This is a genomic window from Zoogloea sp. (assembly GCF_041904905.1).
GTDB lineage: Bacteria > Pseudomonadota > Gammaproteobacteria > Burkholderiales > Rhodocyclaceae > Zoogloea.
In genome coordinates, this window is record NZ_JAYRMI010000004.1 from 41,562 (window position 1) to 65,932 (window position 24,371).

A 24,371-nucleotide genomic window follows, 5' to 3' on the forward strand; every position below is an offset into this window, starting at 1 on the left:
GAGCAGGCGCTCTGGCGGGATCGACGGGCGGCCTGTCCTGGCGTAGATCCCGTCAAGCTCCCCCGAATGGCGACAGCGCTGTCTCGACCAGCTTCTTACAGCTCAGCCTCAAATGAAAGGCTTTCAAGTGAAAAGAGCTGCCGTCCAACAGGCAATGCTGTAGTTCCCTTTTCGTCATGATTAAATTCGATATGTTCTTTCCAATTTCCCCAAACTTGCTCGGCGCTCAAGCCAACCATATCTTTCAGAATGGCTGACCACCCAATACTTAGACCGTTTCCACCTGCGGCTTTTATTTCAGCAAACAGCTTTGCTACGTGATCAGAAAGCCCCGCCTCGTTCCGAATAATGATGGTCATGGCCGCGTGGGGGCGATCTCCTAATATTTGTCCATAGAAGGAAAAGCAGCCTAAGGTATAACCGTTTATAAATACGTCGTAGTGGTTGTGACTATCTTCAAAAGAGACTTGTAACGGGATTTCGCAGTGTTCTGTTTCGTTTAGCCAAAGCCGAAATGTTCCCTGGTATGTGTGGATGGGGACTGGTGAAACGTGTAAATCAATCTTTGAAGATCGTTTGTTTAATAGGCAGCCGAAGTGGTGGCCAAGCTTTAGATTCATTTCCGTCGTGTGAGCAAAAAGGGCTTTGTACAGTCGCTCGTCCCAGTTGCGTGCCCAATAGACTTTCGCCGTTTTAGTTCCCTGAGATTTAAATAGACCCATAGTCGGATCCCTTCAATGTGTTCTAGCTGGGTGATGCAAAACTATTTAGTGGCGTCGTAAACGTTGTTGTCGGGTGGCGTCGCTCCGACCAGTAGTTGTAGGTCGGGTTAGCCCGTCAGGGCGTAACCCGACATCCCACCGCCAGATTTGCGGCATGCCCCATGGGTCGTCAACCGTATAGAATTTTTCATCCGTGCCCGCGGCGGGTTTAGGGGATTGTCGGGTTACGCTGCGCCAACCCGACCTACATTTACTTCGAGAACGGAAACGAGCTCATCGAGCATGGCGATCAGTTCGTTAGTTTGTGGGCCAGTTTTCTTGAATTTAGAACGGTATGTCGTCCTCGGATTTCTCAGTGCGGGAAAGGATAAAGTGATTTTCATTTTCGTCAATCCAAGCCCAGCCTTCATCAGTGATTCGTAAGCCAGGGTAGCCCTCGCCGTCGATGTCGTTCCAGATTTCAGCCTCCATTATGAAATTTTTGTTCAGCAATCTCCGTACAGCAACGTTAAATCCCATTCCAGTTATTTCTGCCCTTTCTGCACTTCTCTTGATGGTCGAGACTTGGGCGGAATACGAAGGCATATATGCTTCGCCGGCGATAACTGCCAGAACAAGAATTTCAGGTTGCGATAGGCCGCTTACTGGAGAGATGGGGTCAGCTTCGGCGATTTCGTTGAGCACGGCATCTTGCTGTAGCAGTGCCTTTAGCTTAGCCGTAAGATTAGATTTAAGCTTTTCAAAGTCGCTTGGTGAGTCGGCTTGGTAAGGAATGATGCTTCTGTGTTGGATGTCGAAAGGGTATTTTTTTCCGGGCCGCTCTTCCGAGCAAACTATTACAACAGGGCGTTTTGAGGCGAAGGAAAAGCCAAGTTCGTACCACACATTTGGGTTGTCTGTTGTGATGTCAGCCAGGCAAATGGTGGCCTGCTTAATGCCTTTTTCGATGGCGTCGATTGGGACTTGTACGCCAGGGTCCGCGTCCACTCGATATGCCTCAAGGCCCGCAGCTTCAATTGCGGGTTTGTATATGTCGGTGTATCGCTTGTCGAACTTGGCTCCATCAAATGGTTGTATTACGAAACAAGTGGCCATGTGGTTCCTGTATTTAAGTAGTTGTAGATCGGGTTGGGAGCGGGGTTACCAGCCACCGGTGAGTTCCCCGCGAAGCGCAGCGTGGCAACCGTAGAAGAGATTGGCGGTGTCTCTTAATATGCTGGTCATGGCCTTGGCGAGTTCGTCATTAAACGTGAATGTCTTCAAAATTTCGTCGCTGGCGCCAACGACTAGAAAAACCTTCACTGGTTTGGCTCCCTTTTCAAGTTGAGAAAGCACTTTGTCGACGTTGCTTTCGCGATGGACCGATTTGTTCGCGTCTTGGGTTTTGTGTTTTGTTACGGGATAGCGAAAGAATGTGCTTGTTGAGTCGGTGGCCTCGATTTCCGAAACCCAACCATCAAGTTCGGGCGGAAACTCCCAGTTAGTGCTAGTGTGTTTTTCCAAGTACTCAGCGTGGCCCGACAGAAGGCTGCGAAAGTAGGTGTAGAGGTCTTGCACTCCGTGGACGGAATACATGGGTTTCCATTTGGTGCCGACCACAACCTTGGGTTCGCCGTCGAAGGGCTCTTGATCAAATGGTATTTGGAACTTTCTGTGAAATATGATGATGCCCGACTTAAGAAACAGTTCGATCGAGTGGCGGTAGAGAAAGCTGGCAGGAAGGTGCGCATTCAGGCTCGGCGATTCAGACTGCGACGACAACACTGAGTCAGCGGCGTGCTTGAAAGAGTTTGCGACAGACCCGAATCCGAGATCGAAGTGCTGGTCGAGTGGCGTGAGTAGATAGTTCACTCTATAAGCCCTCAACGTGAAGTGGCCGACAAATGTCGCGTCCCACAGGGTAGAAGACTGTCGTCTACCCTGCGAATTTCTTCTAACCGACTGTTTTCAATGAAGTACTGCCGAATCAATTGCGTCACCCTGTCGCCTATCACCCTTAGCCCCTTCGCTGCAGTAACAGCGAGGCCCCATCCTTGCCCCTGCAGCGGGTGGCTTCGTTCAGTCTTGCGCCCCGTGTCGTATGCCGTGTCAATCTACTGCGTGCCGCTTCAGCCCGCAAGCATGGTGTCGATCTCCTGAAGCCGTGCGCGCAACCAAGCCTGCCCGGCTTGGTGGGCTCGGTGACGTCGTGGGAGCGGGCGCCCTTGTTGATGGGGCGTGAAGGGGATGTTGCCCGGGCGATCCTGTCGTTGCTGGCCATCGTGCTGATGCCGGATGCGTCAGTGTTCATGTTTGGGGCGCTAACCCTCATGTTGGCCTGCGCAACCCTCATGTTGACCGGCGCAACCCTTATGTTGAGTCGCGTAACCTTTCTGTTCACGACGCTAACCCTTATGTTGACGGCCCAATGCTTCATGTTGGTGCGTCAACTGTTTATGTTGACGGCCGAAACCCTTATGTTGCGACGTGAACATAAGGGTTAGCGCGGTGAACTGTTTATGTTGGCGGCCCAACATAAAGGTTTGGCGGGCCGGTTGTTGATGTTGGGCGTGCAACATCGTCGTTGCAGACGTGCACATCATGGGTTGCGCGGCGGATTGACGCGTCGCACTTGCCCGTGCGGCCCCACTGTCACCTCGACCCCAACAAGTCCGAGAACATCGTCCCCTGAGGGGGCGGCTGGGGGCGCTGGTGTTCGACGCCGACGGTGCGGTGCTGGCGGTGCGCGCGCTGGTGCCGGCGGCCGGGTCGATCGGCCTGCACGTGCCGCCCGGGGTGTTCCGCAGCATCGTGGCGCTTGAAAGCGGCACGGTGTTCATCGAGATCAAGGCCGGCCCCTACGCGGTGCCGGTGGCTGCCGAATGGGGGCAGTGGGCCCCGGCGGAGGGCGAGCCGGGGGTTGTCGATTGCCTGGCGGGCATGGTCGTGGCGGTCAGAGGGGCCTGATCGGGGTGGCGGGCAGGCTGCCGGCTTCCAGTAGCCCGGTGACGGCCTTTGCCGGCAGGGGCGGGCTGAACAGGTAGCCCTGGGCTGCCGCGCAGCCTTCCCTCAGCAGGAAGGCCATCTGCTCGGGGGTCTCGGTGCCCTCGGCGATCACGTCCAGGTGCAGGTTGTGGCCCAACTGGATGATTGCCCGGACGATGGTGGCGTCGTCGGGGTCGTCGGTCAGGTCGCGCACGAAGCTTTGGTCCACCTTGAGCCGATCGACCGGAAAGCGCTTGAGGTAGGCGAGGCTCGAATAGCCGGTGCCGAAGTCGTCGATGGACAGGCGCACCCCCAGGGCCTTGAGCCGCCCCAGGGTGGTCAGGATGTCGGGGCCGGACTGCATCAGCAGGGATTCGGTGAGTTCCAGCTCCAGCCAGCGCCCGTCGATGCCGCCGGTGGTCAGCGCCGCGGCCACGGTGGCCACGATGTCGCTGCGCCGGAACTGCAGCGCCGACAGATTCACCGCCACCGGGATCGGTGGATAGCCCGCGTCCTGCCACGCTGCGGCCTGCCGGCAGGCGGTGTGCAGCACCCATTCGCCGATCGGGACGATCAGCCCGCACTCTTCGGCCAGGGGGATGAAGCGTGCCGGCGGGATGCCGCCCATCACCCCGCTGAACCAGCGCAGCAGTGCCTCCATGCCGATGATCCGCCCGCTCGCCAGGTCCACCTGGGGTTGGTAGTAGAGCTGGAACTCCTGCTGGGCCAGGGCGTGGCGCAGGCCGTTCTCCAGGTGCAGGCGCTCCAGGGCGTTGATGTTCATCGCCTCGTCGAAGAAGCGGTAGGTGTTCCGGCCGCTCTCCTTGGCGTGGTACATGGCGGTGTCGGCGTTCTTCATCAGCACCTCTACCGAGTCGCCGTCTTCGGGGTAGAGGGCGATGCCGATGGAGAAGGAGGTGCCCAGCTGCTGGCCGTCCACGTCGAAGGGGGCCTGCAGCAGGCCCAGGATCTTCTCTGCCACCCGCGCCGCGTCGTCGGGCACGTCCACGTCGGTGAGGACGATCAGGAACTCGTCGCCCCCCTGACGGCTCACCGTGTCGGTCTCGCGCACGCAGCTGGTGAGGCGCTGGGCGACGCCCTGGAGGAGGCGGTCGCCGGTCATGTGGCCGAGGGAGTCGTTGATGGTCTTGAAGCGGTCCAGGTCGAGGAACATCAGCGCGATGCGCGTGCCGTGGCGGGTGGCGTTGGCGAGGGCCTGGTCGAGGCGGTCGCGCAGCAGGGTGCGGTTGGGCAGGCCGGTGAGGGGGTCGTGCTGGGCGAGGAAGGCGATGCGCGCCTCGGAGGCCTTGCGCTCGGTGATGTCCGACAGCACCGCCACGTAGTGGGTGACCCGCCCGACCTTGTTGCGCACCGCGCTGATCGACAGGGACGAGGGGTAGAAGGTGCCGTTCTTGCGCCGGTCGTGGATCTCGCCCTGCCAGAAGCCCATGATGTCGATGTCCCGCCACATGGCCTCGTAGAAGGACTTGTCGTGGTGGCCGGAGCGCAGCAGGCGGGGGGTCTGGCCGATGGCTTCTTCGGCGGTGTAGCCGGTGACCTCGGTGAAGGCCCGGTTGACCGACAGGATGCGCTCCTGGGCGTCGGTGACGATGATGGCTTCGACGCTGTTCTGGAACACCGTCCAGGCAAGCCGCGATTGCTCTTCGTGGGCGCGGCGGATGGTGATGTCGGCGACGGTGGTGACCACGCCGCGTACCCGCCCGGTGGGGTCGTCGTCCTCGAACAGGGGCACGGCGTTGCTCCACAGCCAGCGCCGGCTGCCGTCGGCGCGGTCGATGCCGAGCATGCCGGCCTGGGGCAGCCCGGCGCGAAGGGCGCGGGCCGATGGGGTGTCGCTGGCCCTGATGGGGTTGCCGTCGTCGTCGAGGTAGGTGATCCGCTCCTCCACCCGCCGCCACTCGCTCAACTGCTCGGAGGTGAGCCCGAGGATCTCGCAGGCGGCCACGTTGTGGGCCAGCAGGCGTCCGTCCACATCGCGCATCACCACGCCTTCGCCCATCGACGCGAGGAGGGTGCCCAGGCGGGTTTCCCGCTCGCGCAGTTCGGCTTCGGTGTTGCGCCGGTCGGTGATGTCGAGGCAGGAGCCGATGTAGCCGACGAACTCGCCGCCGGTGTCGAAGATCGGGCGGCCGGTGTCGATGATCCAGCGGTATTCGCCGTCGTGCCGGCGCAGGCGGTACTCCATCTCGAAGGGGGTGCGCACCGCGAAGTGCTCGAGATAGGTGCGCACGCAGCGGTCGAAATCTTCGGGGTGGACGCCGGTCGTCCAGCCGTCGCCGTACTCCTCCTCAAAGCTGCGGCCGGTGAAGGCGAGCCAGGTCTGGTTGAAGTAGTTGCACTTCGCGTTCAGGCCGGACCGCCAGATCAGCGCGGGCAGATGGTCGAACAGGGACATGGAGCTGTCCCGGTTGTCGGCCGGTTGAGGGGCAAAGGGCGTGGGCACGGTGAGTCAGCGGTCCGGTCGGTTCGTCGGGCGAAAGGAGAATCGTTGCCAAATGCATTCTAGGACCATTTCGGCACGAGTCGGCCCGGCTTTAGCACGTTGTTTCGCGTACGAAAGTGGCGTGGGTCGGCGGATCGGCAGCTTCGGTGGCCACGCGTTCCACCCGGGCTGCCGACGGGCCCCGGCGGGACCACGCGACGAGGGCGTCCACCGCCTGGGGCGGGCCGGCGACGAGGGCTTCGACGGTGCCGTCGAGGCGGTTGCGCACCCAGCCGGCGAGCCCCAGTCGGGCGGCCTGGGCCTGGAGGGCGTTGCGGTAGCCCACGCCCTGCACGAGGCCGTGGATGCGCAGGCGGCGGGCGATGGGCTCAGAGGTTGTCTTCATCGATGAAACGGGGCAGCAGGTCGCGGGCGCGGGCGAGGGCGCCGTAGATGTCGCCGCAGATGTTGTTGGGGCCGATCTCGTCGGCAAAGCCCGAGCGGACGACGAGCGACTCGGGCTGGGGGTTGAGGTTGCACAGGAGCAGGGCGCAGCCGTGCTTGTGGAGGTTCTTGCACAGGCTCTCGAGGCCCTCCAGGCCGGTGGTGTCGAGGCTGACCAGGTGGTTGAGTTCGAGGATCACCACCTCGGGGTGGCGCTGGGCCGGGTCGAGGAGGGTCTCGAGCTTGTTGATGGCGCCGAAGAACAGCGTGCCGTAGATGGAGTAGGCCACCACTCGCGGGGAGCCGTCGGGGTAGAGGAAGTTCGGCAGCATCGACAGCTCGGTGAGGGGCAGGCGCTCGATGCGGGTGAGGTTGGACATCCGGTAGATGAAGAACAGGGCCGCCAGCACCATGCCCAGCTCTACCGCCAGGGTGAGGTCGAACAGCACCGTGGTGAAGAAGGTGGTGAGCAGGGTGGTGCGGTAGGTGAGGGAGAAGCGCCGCAGCCCGCGGAACTCGTGCCATTCGCCCATATTGACGGCGACCACCACCACGATGGCCGACAGGGTGGCGAGCGGGATGTGGGTGGCGAAGGGCGCGAACACCAGCACCACCGCCAAGAGCACCAGCGCGTGGATCATGCCGGCCACCGGGCTGCGGCCGCCGGTGCGCACGTTGGTGGCGGTGCGGGCGATGGCGCCGGTGGCGGCAAAGCCGCCGAACAGCGGCGCGGCCAGGTTGGCGATGCCCTGGGCGATGAGTTCCTGGTTGGGGTCGTGGCGGTCCTCGATGGTGGCGTCGGCCACCCGCGCGGAGAGCAGCGACTCGATGGCGCCGAGGAGCGCGATGGTGAGCGCGGGGGAGATGAGCTTGCCGAGGGTCTCGAGGGACAGGGCGGGCAGGGCGATGCCCGGCAGCTCCTGGGGAATTCCGTTGAAGCGGCTGCCGATGGTCTCGACCGGAAACTGGAACAGGGCGTTGGCGACGGTGGCGACCACCAGCACCCCCAGCGGGCCGGGCAGCCGGGCCAGGGGCTTGAAGTGCCGGGCCAGCCGGTTCCACGACAGCAGCACCGCCACCGAGGCGACCGATAGCGTGACGGTGGGGATGTCGACGGTGTCCAGGTGGCCGATCAGCGCCTTCATCTTGCCGAAGAATTCGCCGGGCAGGTGGTCGATCCGGAGGCCCAGGAAATCCTTGATCTGGGCGAGGAAGATCACCACCGCGATGCCGTTGGTGAAGCCGACCACCACCGTCTTCGGGATGAAGCGGATCAGGCTGCCCAGGTGGAAGGCGCCCATCGCCACCAGCATGGCGCCGGCCAGCATGGTGGCGACGAGCAGGTTCTGCACCCCGTACTCGACGACGATGCCGTAGATGATGGGGATGAAGGCGCCGGTGGGGCCGCCGATCTGCACCCGGGAGCCGCCCAGGGCCGAGATCAGGAAGCCGGCGACGATGGCCGTCCAGATGCCGGCGGTGGGGTTGAGGCCGGAGGCGATGGCGAAGGCCATGGCCAGGGGCAGGGCGAGGACGCCGACGGTGAGGCCGGCGGAGAGGTCACGGCCGAACTGGGCCCTGTCGTAGCCCGGCAGGGTGTCGAGGAGCTTGGGGTGGAAGGAGAACTTCATGGGGCCTCCGCAATTGAGGGGTGAGACGGGGTGCGTCGGCAGACGCGGCTTGCGGAGGGGGGGAGCCCGGCCCGGTGCGGTGCTGGATGATCCAGCGCTTGCGGGCGCTCAGGCTGCCGTCGCGGCGGGGGGCGGGGTGGCCGCCGGCAGGGGCCAGGAAAACGTGGTGGGGAGCCGTGGTTTTCCTGGTGGGCATGGGCGACGGGTCAGGAGAACTTGGCGTCGTTGGCGGCCCGATTCTGGCGGGAGGTCGCGTGCATGACCTCCACCAGCATCTTGACCGCCGCGACGAACAGCAGCCCGCCGCCGATCGCGACGCACGCCCAGGCGTGCATCGCGGTGGCGGGAAAGCCCGGCAGGATCGAGGCGCGCCCTTCCATCAGCCAGGCGGCGCCGATGGCGAGGATCAGCACCCCGACGAGGTCGAGCAGCGCCCAGCCCCAGAAGGCCAGGGTGAGACGCGGGAGCGGAGAACGGTTGGCTTGCATGGAAGGCAAAAATTTAGAAGCGCTGGCTGACAGTGGGCTTACATCAAGTTGTCACTTGACGCGCATGCCGGGCTGGGCGCCGGCGTCGGGGGACAGGATGAACAGGCCCGGGTTTTCGCCAGTGGTGTCGGAGGCGGCCAGCACCATGCCTTCGGACATGCCGAACTTCATCTTGCGCGGGGCAAGGTTGGCGACCATCACCGTGAGGCGGCCGACCAGGGTGGCCGGGTCGTAGGCGCTCTTGATGCCGGCAAACACCTGACGGGGTTTCTCCTCGCCGATGTCGAGCTGCAGGCGCAGCAGCTTGGCGGCGCCCTCGACGTGCTCGGCGGAGACGATCCTGGCGATGCGCAGGTCGACCTTGCCGAAGTCGTCGATGGAGATGAAGGGCTCGAACGCGTCGGCGCTGGCGGCTTCGGTGGCGGCGGCGTGGGCTTGGTGCTGGGCGTGGCGCTGCTCGGAATGGGCGGCCTTGGCGTCCTTGGCCGGCTTGGTGTCGGCGGCGGGGGCGAGGGATTCGCGGTTGGCTTCGAGCAGGGCGTCCACTTGCTTGCGCTCGATGCGGGTCATGAGGTGGCTGTAGGCGTTGATGGTGTGGCCGGCGGGCAGCGGGGCGAGCAGGTTGCTCCAGGTGAGCGCTTCGATGTTGAGGAAGGCTTCGACCTGGCTGGCGAGGGTCGGCAGCACGGGTTTGAGCAGGCCGGTGAGGGCCTTGAAGATGTTGATGGCGGTGGTGCACACCACGTGCAGGCGGGCGTCCTGGCCTTCCTGCTTGGCGAGTTCCCACGGCTTGTTATCGTTGACGTAGCCGTTGGCCAGATCGGCGAACTCCATGATCTTGCGCAGGGCGCGGCTGTAGTCGCGGGTTTCGAAGGCGGCCGTGACTTCGTCGATGTTCCAGTCGAGGCCGAAGGCCGGGTCGTGGGCGGCGAGCTTGCCGTCAAACCGCTTGGCGATGAAGCCCGCGCAGCGGCTGGCGATGTTGACGAACTTGCCCACCAGATCGGAGTTGACCTTGGCGATCATGTCGTCGAGGTTGAGATCGACGTCTTCCATCGTGCCGTTGGACTTGCCGGCGAAGTAGTAGCGCAGCCACTCGGGGTTGAGCTTCTGTTCGGTGTAGCTGCGGGCGGTGATGAAGGTGCCGCGGCTCTTGCTCATCTTGGCGCCATCGACGGTGAGGAAGCCGTTGACGCACAGCTGGGTGGGCGTGCGGTAGCCGGCAAAGTGCAGCATCGCCGGCCAGAACAGGGCGTGGAAGTACAGGATGTCCTTGCCGATGAAGTGGATCATCTCGGTGCCGGTGGCGGCAGCCGGGCCGGCCTCGGTGAAGGCGGCCACGTCGATGTCGGCGTTGCGGGCGGCGAGATTCTTGAAGCTGGCGAAGTAGCCGATCGGCGCGTCCAGCCACACGTAGAAGTACTTGCCCGGCGCGCCGGGGATCTCGAAGCCGAAGTAGGGCGCGTCGCGGGAGATGTCCCAGTCGGAGAGCTTGTTCTCGCCGGCTTCGCCCAGCCATTCCTTCATCTTGTTGGCGGCTTCAAGCTGCAGGCGGCGGGCGCCGTCGGGCGTGGTGCCCTGGGTCCAGTCCCGCAGGAACTCGACGGCCTTGGGGTCGGAGAGGCGGAAGAAGTAGTGCTCGGAGGTCTTGAGCACCGGCTTGGCGCCGGAGACGGCGGAGTACGGGTTCTTGAGTTCGGTGGGCGCGTAGGCGGCGCCGCAGGCCTCGCAGTTGTCGCCGTATTGATCGGCCGCGCCGCACTTGGGGCACTCGCCCTTGATGAAGCGGTCCGGCAGGAACATCTCCTTCACCGGATCGTAGAACTGCTCGATGGCGCGGGTGTCGATGAGCTTCGCGCCGTCGCGCAGGCGGGTGTAGATGTCTTCCGCGTACCAGCGGTTCTCGGCGCTGTGGGTGGAGTGGTAGTTGTCGAAGGCCACGCCGAAATCCCGGAAATCGCGGCTGTGCTCGCCGTGCACGCGGTCGATGAGCTGCTCGGGCGTCAGGCCTTCCTTCTCGGCGCGCAGCATGACCGGCGTGCCGTGGGTGTCGTCCGCGCAGACGTAATGCACCGTGTTGCCGCGCATGCGCTGGTAGCGCACCCAGATGTCGGCCTGAATGTAGCCCACCAGGTGGCCAAGGTGGATGTCGCCGTTGGCGTAGGGGAGGGCGTTGGTGACGAGGATCTTGCGCGGGGTGCTCATGGGTGGGGCCTGGGACGGATTTATTTGTAAACTGCCCATTCTAGCAAAGCCGGACGGGCATCGTCCGGCACGGCGCGCGCCGGTCGACGCCCTTAACCTGCAGCGCGCTTTTGGGTAAACTGGACTAAATTACTCGGATTTGGTGCGCCGCAGCGCGCCGGTCCAGCCGGGATCGCCACCCCTTGTCCTTCCTTTTTCGCCGCACGCCGGCCCCCCACATCATGAGCCTCACCGAACAAAGCGTCCTCGACAGCCTCCGGCAATATGCCGACCCCAACACCGGCAAGGATTACGTTTCGAGCCGTGCCGTGAAGAACCTGCGCGTCAGCGGTGCCGACGTGTCCTTCGACATCGAGCTGGGCTACCCGGCGCAGACCCAGATCGATGCGATCCGCCAGGCGGTGATTGCGCGGGTGAAGGCCGTGCCGGGCGTGGGCAACGTGAGCGCCAACGTGTTCAGCCGGATCGTCGCCCACGCGGTGCAGCAGGGCGTGAAGCTGCTGCCCGGGGTGAAGAACATCGTGGCCGTGGCGTCCGGCAAGGGCGGCGTGGGCAAGAGCACCACCGCGGTCAATCTGGCCCTCGCGCTGGCGGCCGAGGGTGCCAGGGTCGGCATGCTCGACGCCGACATCTACGGCCCGTCGCAGCCCCAGATGCTGGGCATCGGCGGCGAGCGCCCCGAAAGCCACGACGGCAAGACCATGGAGCCCCTCGAGGCCCACGGCCTGCAGGTGATGTCCATCGGCTTCCTGGTCGATGTGGAGACCCCGATGGTGTGGCGCGGCCCGATGGCCACCCAGGCCCTCAACCAGCTCCTGAAGGAAACCAACTGGCACGATCTGGATTACCTCGTGATCGACATGCCGCCGGGCACCGGCGACATCCAGCTCACCCTCTCCCAGACCGTGCCGGTGACCGGTGCGGTAATCGTCACGACGCCCCAGGATATCGCCTTGCTCGACGCCCGCAAGGGCCTCAAGATGTTCGAGAAGGTCGGCGTGCCCATCATCGGCATCGTGGAAAACATGAGCATCCACATCTGCTCGAAGTGCGGGCACGAGGAGCACATCTTCGGCACCGGCGGTGGCGAAACCATGTGCGCGGATTACGGCGTGCCCTTCCTGGGCGCGCTGCCGCTGGACATCCAGATCCGTCAGGAAGTGGACAGCGGCGTGCCGACCGTGGTGGCCGACCCGGATGGCCGGGTGGCTGAAATCTACAAGGGGATCGCCCGCAAGGTGGCCATCGCCATCGCCGAACGGGCGAAGGACATGAGCCACAAGTTCCCCAACATCGTGGTCCAGAATACGTGAGCAAACTCAATGTCGTGATGCGCGCTGCCCTGGCGGCGGCGCTTGCCGCCGGGCTGTCCGGCTGCGTGGTGGGCACCGTGGTCGGCACCGCCGTGGATGTGGGCGTCGAAGTGGTCAAAGTGCCCTTCAAGGTCGGCAAGGGCATCTACGACGTGGTGAAGGACGACGAGCCGGCCGGCAAGTAAGTCGTCTGCCCGCCGGGCGGATCGTCCAGGGTTTTGCGGTGACGGCGGTCGCGTGGCCGCCGTCACGCATTTGGCCGTAATTTCCTGCGCGCTGGATGTAGAATGCGCGTTTTTGTGCAGGGGCAGCCAGCGTGAGCATCAAGTCGGACAAGTGGATTCGCCGCATGGCGGAAGGCGATGCGAAGATGATCGAACCCTTTGCCCCCGAACTGGTGCGCCAGAACGAAGGCGGCAAGATCGTCTCCTACGGCACCTCGAGCTACGGCTACGACGTGCGCGTGGCCAACGAGTTCAAGATCTTCACCAACATCAACTCCACGATCGTCGATCCCAAGAACTTCGACGAGCGCAACTTCGTGGACTTCACCGGCGACGTGTGCATCATCCCGCCGAACTCCTTCGCGCTGGCCCGCACGGTTGAATACTTCCGCATCCCGCGTAGCGTGCTCACGGTGTGCCTGGGCAAATCCACCTACGCGCGCTGCGGCATCATCGTCAATGTGACGCCCCTCGAGCCCGAGTGGGAAGGCCACGTGACCCTGGAGTTCTCCAACACCACGCCGCTGCCCGCCAAGATCTACGCCAACGAAGGCGTGGCCCAGATGCTTTTCTTCGAGTCGGATGAAACCTGCGCCACCTCCTACAAGGATCGCGGCGGTAAATATCTGGGTCAGACCGGCGTGACCCTGCCGAAAATCTGAAATACTAGGCAGCTAAACTTGAACAAGGGGCGGACCATGCGCAGCCACGCGGGTCCGCCCAACGCTTTTTGTTGATCCGCCCCAACTCAAATCGGGCATCGAGGAGTCGAGCATGCGCTTCAATTTTCCGGTCATCGTCATCGACGAGGACTTCCGTTCGGAAAACACGTCCGGGCTGGGCATCCGCGCCCTGGCGGAAGCCATCGAAAACGAGGGCCTGCAGGTGCTGGGCGTCACCAGCTACGGCGACATGTCGTCCTTCGCCCAGCAGCAGAGCCGCGGTTCGGCCTTCATCCTGTCCATCGATGACGAAGAGTTCTCCTCGCCCGAGGCCGCCGAAAAGGCCATCGCCGATCTGCGCGCCTTCGTGAGCGAGATCCGGATGCGCAACGCCGACATCCCGATCTTCCTGCACGGCGAGACCCGCACCTCGCGCCACATCCCCAACGACGTGCTGCGCGAACTCCACGGCTTCATCCACATGTACGAGGACACGCCCGAGTTCATCGCCCGCAACGTGGTGCGCGAAGCCAAGGCCTACCTCGAATCCCTGCCACCGCCGTTCTTCCGCGCACTCACGCATTACGCGTCGGATGGCTCGTACTCGTGGCACTGCCCGGGTCACTCCGGCGGCGTGGCCTTCCTGAAGAGCCCGGTCGGCCAGATGTTCCACCAGTTCTTCGGCGAGAACATGCTGCGCGCCGACGTGTGCAACGCGGTCGAAGAACTCGGCCAGCTGCTCGACCACACCGGCCCGGTGGCCGCGTCCGAGCGCAACGCCGCGCGCATCTTCAACTGCGACCACCTGTACTTCGTCACCAACGGCACCTCCACGTCCAACAAGATCGTCTGGCACTCCACCGTGGCGCCGGGCGACATCGTGGTGGTGGACCGCAACTGCCACAAGTCGGTGCTCCACGCCATCATGATGACCGGCGCGATCCCGGTCTTCCTGATGCCCACCCGCAACAACTTCGGCATCATCGGCCCGATCCCGCGCAGCGAGTTCAACTGGGAAAGTATCCAGAAGAAGATCGACGCCAACCCCTTCATCGCCGACAAGACCGCCAAGCCGCGGGTGCTTACCATCACCCAGTCCACCTACGACGGCGTGCTCTACAACGTCGAGGCCATCAAGGAGGAGCTGGACGGCAAGATCGACACCCTGCACTTCGACGAAGCCTGGCTGCCCCACGCCGCCTTCCACGATTTCTACGGCGACTACCACGCCATCGGCGCCGACCGCCCGCGTTGCAAGGAGTCGATGGTGTTCTCGACCCAATCCACCCACAAGCTGCTGGCGGGCCTGTCGCAGGCCTCGCAGATCCTCGTGCAGGACGCCGAGAACAGCCACCTCGACCGGGACGTGTTCAACGAGGCCTACCTCATGCACACCTCCACCAGCCCCCAGTACGCGATCATCGCGTCCTGCGACGTGGCCGCGGCGATGATGGAAGAGCCCGGCGGCACCGCGCTGGTCGAGGAATCCATCGCCGAAGCCCTCGACTTCCGCCGCGCCATGCGCAAGGTGGACGAAGAGTGGGGCGCCGACTGGTGGTTCAAGGTGTGGGGGCCGGACGACCTCTCGGAAGAAGGCATCGAAGAGCGCGAAGCCTGGATGCTCAACCCGGGCGAGCGCTGGCACGGTTTCGGGCAGCTGGCCGACGGCTTCAACATGCTTGACCCGATCAAGGCCACGATCATCACCCCGGGCCTGGACGTGGACGGCGAGTTCGCCGAGCGCGGCATCCCGGCGGCCATCGTCACCAAGTATCTCGCCGAGCACGGCGTGATCGTCGAGAAGTGCGGCCTGTACTCCTTCTTCATCATGTTCACCATCGGCATCACCAAGGGCCGCTGGAACAGCATGGTGACCGAGCTGCAGCAGTTCAAGGATGACTACGACAAGAACCAGCCCCTCTGGAAGGTGCTGCCCGAGTTCGTCCAGAAGAACCCGCGCTACGAGCGCGTCGGCCTGCGCGACCTGTGTCGCGACATCCACGCGGTGTACCGCGCCAACGACGTGGCCCGCCTCACCACCGAGATGTACCTCTCGGACATGATTCCGGCCATGAAACCGGCCGACGCCTTCGCCAAGATGGCTCACCGCAAGATCGAGCGCGTCGCCATCGACGAACTCGAAGGCCGCGTCACCAGCGTGCTGCTCACCCCGTACCCGCCGGGCATCCCCCTGCTCATCCCGGGCGAGCGCTTCAACAAGACGGTGGTGCGCTACCTGCAGTTCGCCCGCGAGTTCAACGAACGCTTCCCGGGCTTCGAGACCGACGTGCATGGCCTCGTGAAGGAAGTGAAGGACGGCCGCATCCACTACTACGTGGATTGCGTGCGGGATTGATCGTCGTCGTCCTCAAAACAAAAACGCCGCGGGTTCCGCGGCGTTTTGCTGTCGGCGTCGGGTGGGGCGGTTACCGGTTCCGCTCGTAGGTCACCCAGGCGAACTTGAGGCCCGACGCGGCGACCTGCGAGCTGCGCTGGGCTTCGCGCCAGTCGTCCCGGGCGAAGTCCGGAAAGCACGCGTCGCCAGCGAAATCCGCATCGATCTCGGTGAGGTAGAGCCGGTCGGCGATGGGCAAGGCCTGGCAGTAAAGCTCGGCGCCACCGATCACGAAGGCGATGTCCGCGTCACCGGCGGCAATCAGCGCGTCGGGCAGGCTGCCCACCATGGTGGCGCCTTGCGCGTCGTAGCCGGCGTTACGGCTTACCACGATGTTGGTCCGGCCGGGCAGGGGGCGGAAGGCGTCGGGCAGGGATTCCCAGGTCTTGCGGCCCATGATGACCGGCTTGCCGCGGGTGGTCTCGCGGAAGAACTTCATGTCTTCCGGCAGGTGCCAGGGCAGGCGGTTGTCGATGCCGATCACGCGGCCGCGGGCGTGGGCAGCGATGAGGGCGAGAACGGGCTTGCGCATATGACCCTCCTGCCGCTGCGCGGCATCCTCCCCAAGGGAGGAATGAGCACTTCCTTCGGGCGGCCGGGCGGAAGTGCTCATACGGCCACCGGTGCGGAGATGTGGGGGTGCGGGTCGTAGCCTTCGAGGGTGAAGTCGTCGATGGTGAAGGCGAAGATGTCCTTCACCTCGGGGTTGATGCGCATCAATGGCAGGGCACGGGGCTCGCGGGAGAGCTGGAGCTGGGTCTGCTCCAGGTGATTCACGTAGAGGTGACAGTCGCCGCCGGTCCACACGAAATCGCCCAGTTCGTAGCCGCACACCTGCGCCACCATCATCGTGAGGAGCGCGTAGCTGGCGATGTTGAAGGGCACACCCAGGAAAATGTCGGCGCTGCGCTGGTAGAGCTGGCAGCTCAACTTGCCGTCGGCCACGTAGAACTGGAACAGCGCGTGGCAGGGCGGCAGGGCCATGCCCTCGATCTCGCCGGGGTTCCAGGCCGACACGATGTGGCGGCGGGAGTCCGGGTTCTTCTTGAGCGCCTCGATGAGCTGGGCGATCTGGTCGATGCTGCGGCCGTCGGCGGTTTCCCAGCGGCGCCACTGCTTGCCGTACACCGGGCCCAGCTCGCCGTTCTCGTCGGCCCACTCGTCCCAGATCGAGACCTTGTTGTCCTTCAGGTACTTGATGTTGGTGTCGCCGCGCAGGAACCACAGCAGCTCATGGATGATCGAACGGGTGTGGAGCTTCTTGGTGGTGAGCAGCGGAAAGCCTTCGGCGAGATCGAAGCGCATCTGCCAGCCGAAGACCGAGAGGGTGCCGGTGCCGGTGCGGTCGTCCTTGCGGTGGCCGAGTTCCGCTACGTGGCGCATGAGTTCGAGGTACTGGCGCATGGAGGCAATGAGCTGGATCGAAAGGGCGCAAGTGTACCGTCTGCCGGTCTGCGGCGGAATCGCCGGTTGTCGGGCGGGGCGTCGGCGGCTGGCCTGAAAAAAACACCTTTGTGCTAACATGCTTGATCGTGAAATATCGTTTCAGATCAGTGCTCCGACGAGGATCAGAGAGACGCAAATGACAACCGGCTACGTGGTTCAACCTTCCCATCCGCTCATGCAGCAGGAAACGCTGGGCCGGATCCTGAACGACGTCGCCACCAGCGCCGCGCCGACGGCCATCGTCGAACTCATCCGCTGGCTGGATTCCTTCCACTTCGAAGGCGAAGTCCCCCTCACCCAGCTTGCCCGCCTGGTGGCCGTGCTCGACGAGGCGGCCCAGCCCCAGCTGCGGCAGGCGTCGGGGCTTTACCTGTCCAACGTGTTTGGGGCGCGCAGCGTGCGCTACAAGGCCCTGGGGCGGGATTTCTACGCCAGCCTGGGGCGCGCCTACGATCTGGTCCTGAACGGGCTCGCTGCCGATTTCAGCATCGACGCCTCCGACCCGCTGCGAGTCGAGATCCTGCTGCGGGCGGTGCGGGCCGCCGCCGGCGAGATGAAGTGGGTCGCCTTCGATTACCAGGCGCTCGCGCCGGAGGTGTGGCAGCGGGCCATCGGCGCCTACCGTTCGGCCGGCCAGTACGGTGCGCTCAACACGCCGATCAGCGTGCGCGAGGGGCGCGAGACCCGCTCGACGGTGAGCCGCGAGTTCATCCGGCTGGTGGCGATGCAGTGCGCCAGCCTGGACCAGCTCTCCCCCGACCGCATCGAGGCCACCGACAAGCTGGTCCGCTACCTGCAGCATTCGCTGGCGCTTACCGCCGAGCCCCGGGGCGGCGGCCAGTTCTTCCTCGATCTCGAGAGCCTCGCCGCGCCCCAGCGCTGTCTGGCGGTGCCGGAGGAGGCCGCCTCGACGATCCGCTATTTCCGCCCGGCCGACGCCGTGGCGATGCTCGGGGAGCTGCGCCAGACCGTGGCCGACGGTGGCCTGGGCCCGCTGTTCGCGGGCATCGGCGTGCCCTCGGTGAGCGGCGCGATCCGTCACCTGTGCCGCCAGTGGGGCCCGGTGCCGCCGATGCGCCAGTACCGCCGGCACCCCGTGCGCGGGTCGCTGGCCCTGGCAACCGGCCTTGGCTTCATCCGCTCCCAGCTCTCGGGCGAGGCCCAGATGCGACCGGCGGCGGCGTGGTCGCTGCGGGACGCCAGCCGCAACGGCTTCGGGGTGGTGTCCTGCTCCTTCGATGCGGAGGTCTGCCGGGTGGGGGCGCTGGTGGGCGCGCATGTGGGCGAAACCGGGCGCTGGGTGCTGGCGCTGGTGCGCCGCGTCAGGTCGGATATCGCAGGCGGCGCAGCGGTGGGGATGCAGACGCTCTCCAGCGAGCCTTATCCGGCGGTGCTCGACGACGGGGCCCGGAGCTGGAACGGCATCCTGTGCGATCCGGTGGTGCGCGGTCGTGCCGTGCGCATCGTCTGCGAGCCGGGTGCGATGCGCACGCCGCGGCCGGTGTTTGCCAAGCTCGCGGGGCGGACGGTCAAGCTGCAGCCCGGCACCGTGCTGGTCAGCGGGCCGGGTTACCAGATCGTCAGCTGCACGGTTGCCTGAAACTGGAATAGCGTCGGGCTATCGGCCCGATCACGGCAAAGCGTTTGACGCCGCGCTGCCGGGCTGTTAAGTTACAGCCCATGAACGCCTCGCAGCAGACCAACCTCTCCTCTCTTCTGGCCCTCTCCGGGCTGGGTCTGCTGCTGCCCTAACGGGCACATCTTTTCTTCCCCTTCCTGTTGTCGTACCCCGTCGCCTGCCTCAGGCGAGTTGCGTCTTCGCACGCGTCTTGAACGGAGCCTTGCCATGTCCACGCTGAACCTTTGCCTGCTGTCCCTACGACTGCGCCCCGGTTGCCAGGCCACGAGCCCGCGGCAGTCTGGCAGCCCCTCGTCCGCATCCGAACACCCGAACCGCATCCGACGAAAACAAAGGACAAGATCATCATGTTGAAGAACCCGCAAACCAAGTACGCCGCCTTTCCCCCGGTCGCCCTCGCCGACCGCCAGTGGCCCAGCCGCACGCTCGCCCATCCGCCGATCTGGATGAGCACCGATCTCCGTGACGGCAACCAGGCCCTCTTCGAGCCCATGAACGCCGCCCGCAAGTTGCAGATGTATCGCAAGCTCGTGGCGATCGGCTTCAAGGAAATCGAAGTCGCTTTCCCCTCCGCATCCCAGACCGATTTCGACTTCGTCCGGCAACTCATCGAGCAGGGCGAGATCCCCGACGACGTGACCATCGAGGTCTTGAGCCAGGCCCGCGAGCACCTCATCCGCCGCACCATGGAATCCCTCAAGGGCGCCCGCCGGGCCATCGTGCACATCTACAACGCCACCTCGCCGGTGTTCCGCGAGACGGTGTTCGGGATGAGCAAGGACGAGGTCAAGGCGCTTGCCGTCGAGAGCGTGACCCTCGTCAAGCAACTCGCCGCAGCGCAGCCGGAGACCGAGTTCGTCCTCGAGTACAGCCCCGAAACCTTCACCGCCACCGAACTCGATTTCGCGAAGGAGGTGTGCGATGCGGTGGTGGACGCCTGGGACCCGAAGCCAGGGGAGAAGGTCATCATCAACCTCCCGTCCACGGTCGAGGTGGCGATGCCCAACGTCTACGCCGACCAGATCGAGTGGATGCACCGCAACCTCGCCCGCCGCGACCGGATCGTCCTCAGCGTGCATCCCCACAACGACCGCGGCACCGCGGTGGCGGCCGCCGAGTTGGCCCAGCTTGCCGGCGCCGACCGGGTGGAGGGCTGTCTCTTCGGCAACGGCGAGCGCACCGGCAACGTGGATCTCGTGACCCTCGCCCTCAACATGTACACCCAGGGTATCCACCCGGGGCTCGATTTCTCGGACATCAACGACATCGCCCGGGTGGCCGAGGAGTGCACCCAGTTGCCGATCCATCCGCGCCACCCCTACGTGGGCGATCTCGTGTTTACGGCGTTCTCGGGCTCGCACCAGGACGCCATCAAGAAGGGCTTCGAGGTGCAGCGGCCGGACGCGATGTGGGCTGTGCCCTACATGCCGGTGGACCCGCTCGACGTGGGGCGCACCTACGACTCGGTGATCCGGGTCAACAGCCAGTCCGGCAAGGGTGGGGTGGCGCACTTGCTCCAGGCCCACTACGGCCTCGCGATGCCGCGGCGGATGCAGGTGGAGTTCAGCGCCGCGGTGCAGCGCCTCACCGACGAGACCGGGCAGGAGGTGGATGCCCACCAGTTGTGGATGCTCTTCGGGCGCGAGTACCTCGAGGCCGACACGCCGATCCGCTACGTGGCGCACCACCTCTTCGAGGCCGGCAGCCGTCAGGGCATCCGCATCGAGGCCGAGGTGAATGGCCGGGCGGTGGCGTTCGTCGGCGAGGGCAACGGGCCCGTCGAGGCGGCGGTGGCGGCCCTTGGCGTGCCGATCCGGGTGCAGAGCTTCGAGGAGCGCTCGATGGGCGAGGGCGCCGACGCGGCGGCCATGTGCATCGTCGAGGTGGCGATGGAGGGCGTGGCCGGCAGCCGCTTCGGGGCGGGCATGCACCGCAACACGGTGACGGCGTCGGTGCAGGCCATCGTCAGCGCGGCCAACCGGATGCGGGCGCCGGCGCATGGCGCGGGTAGCGCGGCCCAGACGCCGGCAGGCTGCGCCGCCTGATCGCCGGGGCCGCTCCAAGAAAATGCCGGGCGCTGGGGCCCGGCATTTTTTTGGCTTGTCGAGGCGTGGCCGATGTCAGGCGGTAAGCTCCAGCAGCTTGCCGAAGGCCACCGCAAACTGGGCAAGGCCGTCGGTCTGCAGGCCTTCGCCGAGGGCGTTCATGTCCAGCCCCAGGGCGGCCAGGGCGGCGATGTGGGTGGCGGAGGCGTCCACGTCGGCGGCGATGCTGGCCGGGGTGACCGTGCCGTGATCCATGAAGGCGGCGAGGGTGGCGTCGGGCAGGGTGTTCACCGTTTCGGGGCCGATCAGCGGCTCGACGTACATCAGGTCGGAGTAGGCCGGGTTCTTGGTGCCGGTGCTGGCCCACAGCATGCTTTGCGGCCGGGCGCCCTGGGCGGCCAGGGCCGCGAAGCCGGCGCCGTGAAAGCGTGCCAGGTAGCGCTGGTAGGCCTGGCGGGCGAGGGCCACGCCGGCCTTGCCGCGCAGGGCGAGGGCGTCGGGCGTGCCGAGCGCTTCGAGCTGTTTGTCGATCAGGCTGTCCCAGCGGGACAGGAACACGCTGGCCACCGAGCGCACCCGGCGCACGTCGCCGCCGCTGGCGGCCAGGCGTTCGAGGCCGCGCTGGTAGGCGCCGGCCACGGCGTCCACGTGGTTGAGGGAGAACATCAGCGTGACGTTGATGCTCAGGCCTTCGCCGGTGAGGGTTTCGATGGCGCGCACGCCAGCGGCGGTGGCGGGGATCTTGACCAGCAGGTTGTCGCGGGCCACGGCGTCGCGCAGGCGGCGGGCGGCGGCCACGGTGCCGGCTTCGTCGTCGGCCAGGGCCGGGGAGACTTCCAGGCTCACGTAGCCGGCGTCGCCCTTGCTGGCGTCAAAGACAGGGCGGATCGCGTCGCAGGCGCGCTGCACGTCCTCGATCACCAGCCGCTCGTAGCGCTGCTCGGCGCCGAGCGTCTCGCCGTTCATGGCGTCGAGCGCGGGGCGGTAGTCCGGGCCCTCGGCGATGGCCTTGTGGAAGATCGCCGGGTTGGTGGTGACGCCGGCCACACCGGCTTCGATGTGGCGGGCAAGCTCGCCGGACTGGATGAGGGAGCGGGAGAGGTTGTCGAGCCAGACTTGCTGGCCGGCGGCGCGGGCGGCTTGGATCGGGTTCATGGTGTGGATGGGTGTTGTAATCGGTCGGGATGAATTATCCATTCTGGCGGATGGGGATGACAGCCCGTTGTGACGAATTTCACCGGGGCGGCCAGTGGAGGTCGAACTGCCCGGGCTGGCCGGTGGGCCGGGCCGCGCCGGCGGCGATGGCGGGCAGCCGGGAGAGGAGTTCCGGGTCGCCCCCGATGCGGCCGTCGAAGCGCGGCGGCTTGCCGTAGGGGGCTTGGCCCTGGCCGCTGGCCTGGATGGCGCCGGCGAGGGTGGCGAGTTGGAAGTTCAGGTCGCCGGCGCGGGCGACGACGCGCAGCTCGTAGTCGCCAAACTGGCGGCCTGGGAAGAGGGCGCTGCGGGCGCCGCGCCACAGCAGGCGGGCGTTGCCGGTGCAGCGGCCGTCGGGTGGGCAGTGCCAGTCGGGGGCTTCGACGGTCAGGTCGCCCTGCCAGCCGGCCCGGGCGGCGGGGTGGGGGATGGATGCCAGGGCGGTGTCGGCGGGGGCGTGGAGCGCCAGCCGGCGCACGCTTACGCCGCCGGGGGAGGCTTCGACCGCGCCCAGGGGGCTGCCGCTGCTGGAAAACGTCCAGCCCAGGGCGAGCCGGCCGAGGGCGGCGGTGTCGAGATCCCAGGCCAGGGGCAGCCAGGGGGTGAGGCTGCGCCCGCCGGCGTCGCGGCTGGCCAGTACGCCGCGACCGTGCCACAGGCTGCCTTCGGCCTGCTGCAGGCGCAGCCCGCCGTCGGTGGCGTGGGCGACGAGGCCGTCGACTAGCCGCGCCGGCGCCTTGGCGACGAGGAGCGCCAGGGCGAGGAGCGCGAAAATCAGCAGTTTGCGGAGCATGGGGTCAGCCGGCGGTGGGGTGGCGTGGCATCAGCCGCCACCGGCCACCAGCACCAGGTCGACGCTGGCGGTGGGGCCTTGCTGCTGGATTTCCATGCGGGCCACCCGCAGCCCTTGATCCTGCTGGAGCGTGGCGAGCCAGGCGACCAGCTCGTCGAAGCCGGCCTGACCCTTGACCTGGAGCCCGTCGCCCATCGACTGGACGATCACCCCGAGCGCCCGGCTCTTGGCCGAGGCCTGCACGGTTTCGAGCAGTGCCGGGCCGGTGGGGCGCTGGGGCACGGGCTGGGCGCGCAGGCGGGCGATCTCGGTGGCGGATTCCTGGGCCTGTTCGAGCTGGGCTTCGGCGCGGGGCAGGCTGCGGCCCAGGCGGGCGCGCTCGCTGCGGCTCCAGTCGAGGGCGGTGACGATCAGCGCGACGCCGACGACGGTTGCCGCGACGATCAGCAGGGTGCGCTCCCGCGGGTTGCGGGCCTGCCAGGCGTTGGCGAGGCGGGTGAGCGGGCCGCTGGCGGGTGCGGTGGGGGGCGTGGGGGCGGTCATTGGAGGTTCTCCCGGCGCAGCAGCAGGTGGGGCGTGCCGCCGTCGGTGCGCAGGTCGGCGAGGAGGCCGCGGCTGGCGAGCAGGCCGACGATGGCGTCGGCGCGGGCAGCGGCGGGGCCGGTGAGGGTGAGGTCGAGGCGGCCGTCTTCGTAGTGCACCGCGGCGACCGCGCCGGCAGCGTCGGTGCCGAGGGCTTCGGCGGCCAGGGCCAGCAGGGCCAGGGCGTCGTCGTCGCGGAGCAGGCCGTGGCGGGCCCGCTCGAGGTTGAGCTGCTGGCGCATCTGGGCGGCCGGGGCGACCACCGGGCTGTTGGGGAAGGTGCTGCGGTAGATCCGCTCGATGCGTTCGCCGGCCTGACCGACCTGCTGACGCAGCCACAGGGCCTCGCCGACGTTGATGGCGAGCCACAGGGCCAGGGCGCCGGCGCCGACGACGAGGGCGGGGCGCAGCCGGCCGAGCCACCCGGCGCCGGCTTCGCGGAAGGCGAACTCGCCGTGGAGGAGGTTGGCGCACTTGCGGTCGACGCCCTGCCACCAGCGGTAGGGCGCGCCGGTGGCGACGGCGAGGCCGGTCTCGGCCTGCAGCAGGGCGAGATCCGGCGCCTGTGTGGCCGGAGCGAGGTGCAGCTGGATCTGGGCCGGCGCAGCGTTGGCGGCGCGGGCGGCGGCGGCCTGCTGGGCGAGCAGCGGGGCGAGGAGGTCGGCATCCACGGCGACGCCCTGGTGGATGCCGCTGCGCAGGATGGCGCCGGCGGGGGACAGGCTGAGCTGCCAGCCTTCGCCGCCGGGGGCGGTCTGGACTTCGGCCCACACCCGGCGGGCCGGCCGGCCGATGGCGGCGAGCTGGGCGGTGAGCTGGCGCAGGCGCTCCCGGGCCACCACCAGCACGCCGGCCAGATCGCGCTCGCCGTCGTCGGCGGGGCGGCGGTGGCTGAGGGTGAGGTGCTGGGTGTCGGGGTCTTTCAGCAGGCGGTCTTCGAGGGCGTAGGCCAAGAGGCGCGGCAGGTCGCGCCGGGCGCCGCGGGGCAGGGGCACTTCGAGCCACAGGCACTGGGGGCCGGTGAGGACGAGTTCGCACTCGGCGGCGGCGGGCCAGTGGCGGGGTTCGGAGTGGCCTTCGGAGAGCGGCTTGCCGTCGGGGCCGAGGAGCACCCACGGGCAGTCGGGCCGGGTGGGCCAGTGTTCGTCGATGGCGAGGAGGAGGCGGGTACTCATGGGCGT

The 24,371-nt window shown here is 66.1% G+C and carries 21 protein-coding genes; 7 read left to right on the forward strand and 14 right to left on the reverse strand.

Annotated elements, in window-relative coordinates:
- Positions 1 to 95: 95 nt before the first annotated feature.
- From ACE3N6_RS02175 to ACE3N6_RS02185, 3 genes are all read right to left on the reverse strand, one after another.
- The gene (locus ACE3N6_RS02175; RefSeq protein WP_374243531.1) at positions 96 to 722 is read right to left on the reverse strand and encodes a hypothetical protein; all 627 of its coding nucleotides are present in this window, start codon (positions 720 to 722) and stop codon (positions 96 to 98) included.
- Between the two features lie 324 nt (positions 723 to 1,046).
- Positions 1,047 to 1,817, reverse strand: a complete 771-nt coding sequence (locus ACE3N6_RS02180; protein WP_374243532.1) for a hypothetical protein — start codon at positions 1,815 to 1,817, stop codon at positions 1,047 to 1,049.
- A 45-nt stretch (positions 1,818 to 1,862) separates the two neighbouring features.
- Complete coding sequence (locus tag ACE3N6_RS02185; RefSeq protein WP_374243533.1) at positions 1,863 to 2,573, reverse strand: hypothetical protein; 711 nt, start codon at positions 2,571 to 2,573, stop codon at positions 1,863 to 1,865.
- An 828-nt stretch (positions 2,574 to 3,401) separates the two neighbouring features.
- On the opposite strand from ACE3N6_RS02185, the gene ACE3N6_RS02190 reads away from it, so the two are divergent.
- Positions 3,402 to 3,668, forward strand: a complete 267-nt coding sequence (locus ACE3N6_RS02190; protein WP_374243585.1) for a WbuC family cupin fold metalloprotein — start codon at positions 3,402 to 3,404, stop codon at positions 3,666 to 3,668.
- On the opposite strand, the gene ACE3N6_RS02195 is transcribed toward ACE3N6_RS02190, so the two are convergent.
- From ACE3N6_RS02195 to metG, 5 genes are all read right to left on the reverse strand, one after another.
- A complete protein-coding gene (locus ACE3N6_RS02195) occupies positions 3,655 to 6,102 on the reverse strand; it encodes an EAL domain-containing protein (RefSeq protein ID WP_374243534.1) in 2,448 nt (815 codons plus the stop codon). The two genes, ACE3N6_RS02190 and ACE3N6_RS02195, sit on opposite strands and share 14 nt — an antisense overlap.
- Positions 6,103 to 6,241: 139 nt before the next feature.
- Complete coding sequence (locus tag ACE3N6_RS02200) at positions 6,242 to 6,535, reverse strand: acylphosphatase (RefSeq protein WP_374243535.1); 294 nt, start codon at positions 6,533 to 6,535, stop codon at positions 6,242 to 6,244.
- The gene (locus tag ACE3N6_RS02205; RefSeq protein ID WP_374243536.1) at positions 6,519 to 8,204 is read right to left on the reverse strand and encodes a SulP family inorganic anion transporter; all 1,686 of its coding nucleotides are present in this window, start codon (positions 8,202 to 8,204) and stop codon (positions 6,519 to 6,521) included. Before ACE3N6_RS02205 ends, ACE3N6_RS02200 begins: the two co-directional genes overlap by 17 nt.
- A gap of 206 nt (positions 8,205 to 8,410) precedes the next feature.
- Positions 8,411 to 8,692, reverse strand: coding sequence for a hypothetical protein (locus ACE3N6_RS02210; RefSeq protein WP_374243537.1), 282 nt, complete (start codon positions 8,690 to 8,692; stop codon positions 8,411 to 8,413).
- A 51-nt stretch (positions 8,693 to 8,743) separates the two neighbouring features.
- The gene (gene metG / locus ACE3N6_RS02215; protein WP_374243538.1) at positions 8,744 to 10,897 is read right to left on the reverse strand and encodes a methionine--tRNA ligase; all 2,154 of its coding nucleotides are present in this window, start codon (positions 10,895 to 10,897) and stop codon (positions 8,744 to 8,746) included.
- A 221-nt stretch (positions 10,898 to 11,118) separates the two neighbouring features.
- Between metG and apbC the strand changes: the two genes are divergently transcribed.
- The 4 genes from apbC (at position 11,119) to ACE3N6_RS02235 (ending at position 15,452) form a co-directional block, all read left to right on the forward strand.
- On the forward strand, positions 11,119 to 12,210 hold the full coding sequence (apbC, locus tag ACE3N6_RS02220) for an iron-sulfur cluster carrier protein ApbC (protein ID WP_374243586.1): 1,092 nt from the start codon (positions 11,119 to 11,121) through the stop codon (positions 12,208 to 12,210).
- On the forward strand, positions 12,207 to 12,395 hold the full coding sequence (locus tag ACE3N6_RS02225; RefSeq protein WP_374243539.1) for a hypothetical protein: 189 nt from the start codon (positions 12,207 to 12,209) through the stop codon (positions 12,393 to 12,395). The genes apbC and ACE3N6_RS02225 overlap by 4 nt, the downstream gene beginning before the upstream one ends.
- A gap of 131 nt (positions 12,396 to 12,526) precedes the next feature.
- Entirely contained in the window at positions 12,527 to 13,096 is a 570-nt protein-coding gene (gene dcd, locus ACE3N6_RS02230) for a dCTP deaminase (RefSeq protein ID WP_153161481.1), read from the forward strand.
- 112 nt (positions 13,097 to 13,208) lie between these two features.
- A complete protein-coding gene (locus ACE3N6_RS02235; RefSeq protein WP_374243540.1) occupies positions 13,209 to 15,452 on the forward strand; it encodes an Orn/Lys/Arg decarboxylase N-terminal domain-containing protein in 2,244 nt (747 codons plus the stop codon).
- 70 nt (positions 15,453 to 15,522) lie between these two features.
- Here ACE3N6_RS02235 and ACE3N6_RS02240 read toward each other — a convergent pair whose 3' ends face one another.
- Together ACE3N6_RS02240 and ACE3N6_RS02245 are read right to left on the reverse strand one after the other, a co-directional pair.
- Complete coding sequence (locus tag ACE3N6_RS02240; RefSeq protein WP_374243541.1) at positions 15,523 to 16,023, reverse strand: dihydrofolate reductase; 501 nt, start codon at positions 16,021 to 16,023, stop codon at positions 15,523 to 15,525.
- A 77-nt stretch (positions 16,024 to 16,100) separates the two neighbouring features.
- Positions 16,101 to 16,895, reverse strand: a complete 795-nt coding sequence (locus ACE3N6_RS02245; RefSeq protein WP_374243542.1) for a thymidylate synthase — start codon at positions 16,893 to 16,895, stop codon at positions 16,101 to 16,103.
- A gap of 178 nt (positions 16,896 to 17,073) precedes the next feature.
- Here ACE3N6_RS02245 and ACE3N6_RS02250 point away from each other — a divergent pair, with 178 nt between their 5' ends.
- Both ACE3N6_RS02250 and leuA read left to right on the forward strand, forming a co-directional pair.
- Positions 17,074 to 18,537: a hypothetical protein gene (locus ACE3N6_RS02250; RefSeq protein ID WP_374243543.1), complete on the forward strand. Its 1,464-nt coding sequence runs from the start codon at positions 17,074 to 17,076 to the stop codon at positions 18,535 to 18,537.
- 386 nt (positions 18,538 to 18,923) lie between these two features.
- A complete protein-coding gene (gene leuA / locus ACE3N6_RS02255) occupies positions 18,924 to 20,621 on the forward strand; it encodes a 2-isopropylmalate synthase (RefSeq protein ID WP_374243544.1) in 1,698 nt (565 codons plus the stop codon).
- Between the two features lie 75 nt (positions 20,622 to 20,696).
- On the opposite strand, the gene tal is transcribed toward leuA, so the two are convergent.
- The 4 genes from tal to gspL form a co-directional block, all read right to left on the reverse strand.
- Complete coding sequence (tal, locus tag ACE3N6_RS02260) at positions 20,697 to 21,776, reverse strand: transaldolase (protein ID WP_374243545.1); 1,080 nt, start codon at positions 21,774 to 21,776, stop codon at positions 20,697 to 20,699.
- A 79-nt stretch (positions 21,777 to 21,855) separates the two neighbouring features.
- Positions 21,856 to 22,608 carry a type II secretion system protein N gene (gene gspN / locus ACE3N6_RS02265; RefSeq protein WP_374243546.1) on the reverse strand — a complete coding sequence of 251 codons (753 nt, stop codon included), beginning with the start codon at positions 22,606 to 22,608 and terminating at the stop codon, positions 21,856 to 21,858.
- A 30-nt stretch (positions 22,609 to 22,638) separates the two neighbouring features.
- Positions 22,639 to 23,151, reverse strand: coding sequence for a type II secretion system protein GspM (gspM, locus tag ACE3N6_RS02270; RefSeq protein ID WP_374243547.1), 513 nt, complete (start codon positions 23,149 to 23,151; stop codon positions 22,639 to 22,641).
- Positions 23,148 to 24,365 carry a type II secretion system protein GspL gene (gspL, locus tag ACE3N6_RS02275; RefSeq protein ID WP_374243548.1) on the reverse strand — a complete coding sequence of 406 codons (1,218 nt, stop codon included), beginning with the start codon at positions 24,363 to 24,365 and terminating at the stop codon, positions 23,148 to 23,150. The genes gspM and gspL overlap by 4 nt, the downstream gene beginning before the upstream one ends.
- Positions 24,366 to 24,371: the final 6 nt, after the last annotated feature.

Bases quoted from the DNA above. Each gene is read 5' to 3' on its own strand.
- ACE3N6_RS02175 (WP_374243531.1), bottom strand. From the start codon at position 722: ATGGGTCTATTTAAATCTCAGGGAACTAAAACGGCGAAAGTCTATTGG.
- ACE3N6_RS02180 (WP_374243532.1), bottom strand. From the start codon at position 1,817: ATGGCCACTTGTTTCGTAATACAACCATTTGATGGAGCCAAGTTCGAC.
- ACE3N6_RS02195 (WP_374243534.1), bottom strand. From the start codon at position 6,102: ATGTCCCTGTTCGACCATCTGCCCGCGCTGATCTGGCGGTCCGGCCTG.
- ACE3N6_RS02200 (WP_374243535.1), bottom strand. From the start codon at position 6,535: ATGAAGACAACCTCTGAGCCCATCGCCCGCCGCCTGCGCATCCACGGC.
- ACE3N6_RS02205 (WP_374243536.1), bottom strand. From the start codon at position 8,204: ATGAAGTTCTCCTTCCACCCCAAGCTCCTCGACACCCTGCCGGGCTAC.
- ACE3N6_RS02210 (WP_374243537.1), bottom strand. From the start codon at position 8,692: ATGCAAGCCAACCGTTCTCCGCTCCCGCGTCTCACCCTGGCCTTCTGG.
- metG (WP_374243538.1), bottom strand. From the start codon at position 10,897: ATGAGCACCCCGCGCAAGATCCTCGTCACCAACGCCCTCCCCTACGCC.
- apbC (WP_374243586.1), top strand. From the start codon at position 11,119: ATGAGCCTCACCGAACAAAGCGTCCTCGACAGCCTCCGGCAATATGCC.
- ACE3N6_RS02235 (WP_374243540.1), top strand. From the start codon at position 13,209: ATGCGCTTCAATTTTCCGGTCATCGTCATCGACGAGGACTTCCGTTCG.
- ACE3N6_RS02240 (WP_374243541.1), bottom strand. From the start codon at position 16,023: ATGCGCAAGCCCGTTCTCGCCCTCATCGCTGCCCACGCCCGCGGCCGC.
- ACE3N6_RS02245 (WP_374243542.1), bottom strand. From the start codon at position 16,895: ATGCGCCAGTACCTCGAACTCATGCGCCACGTAGCGGAACTCGGCCAC.
- ACE3N6_RS02250 (WP_374243543.1), top strand. From the start codon at position 17,074: ATGACAACCGGCTACGTGGTTCAACCTTCCCATCCGCTCATGCAGCAG.
- leuA (WP_374243544.1), top strand. From the start codon at position 18,924: ATGTTGAAGAACCCGCAAACCAAGTACGCCGCCTTTCCCCCGGTCGCC.
- tal (WP_374243545.1), bottom strand. From the start codon at position 21,776: ATGAACCCGATCCAAGCCGCCCGCGCCGCCGGCCAGCAAGTCTGGCTC.
- gspN (WP_374243546.1), bottom strand. From the start codon at position 22,608: ATGCTCCGCAAACTGCTGATTTTCGCGCTCCTCGCCCTGGCGCTCCTC.
- gspM (WP_374243547.1), bottom strand. From the start codon at position 23,151: ATGACCGCCCCCACGCCCCCCACCGCACCCGCCAGCGGCCCGCTCACC.
- gspL (WP_374243548.1), bottom strand. From the start codon at position 24,365: ATGAGTACCCGCCTCCTCCTCGCCATCGACGAACACTGGCCCACCCGG.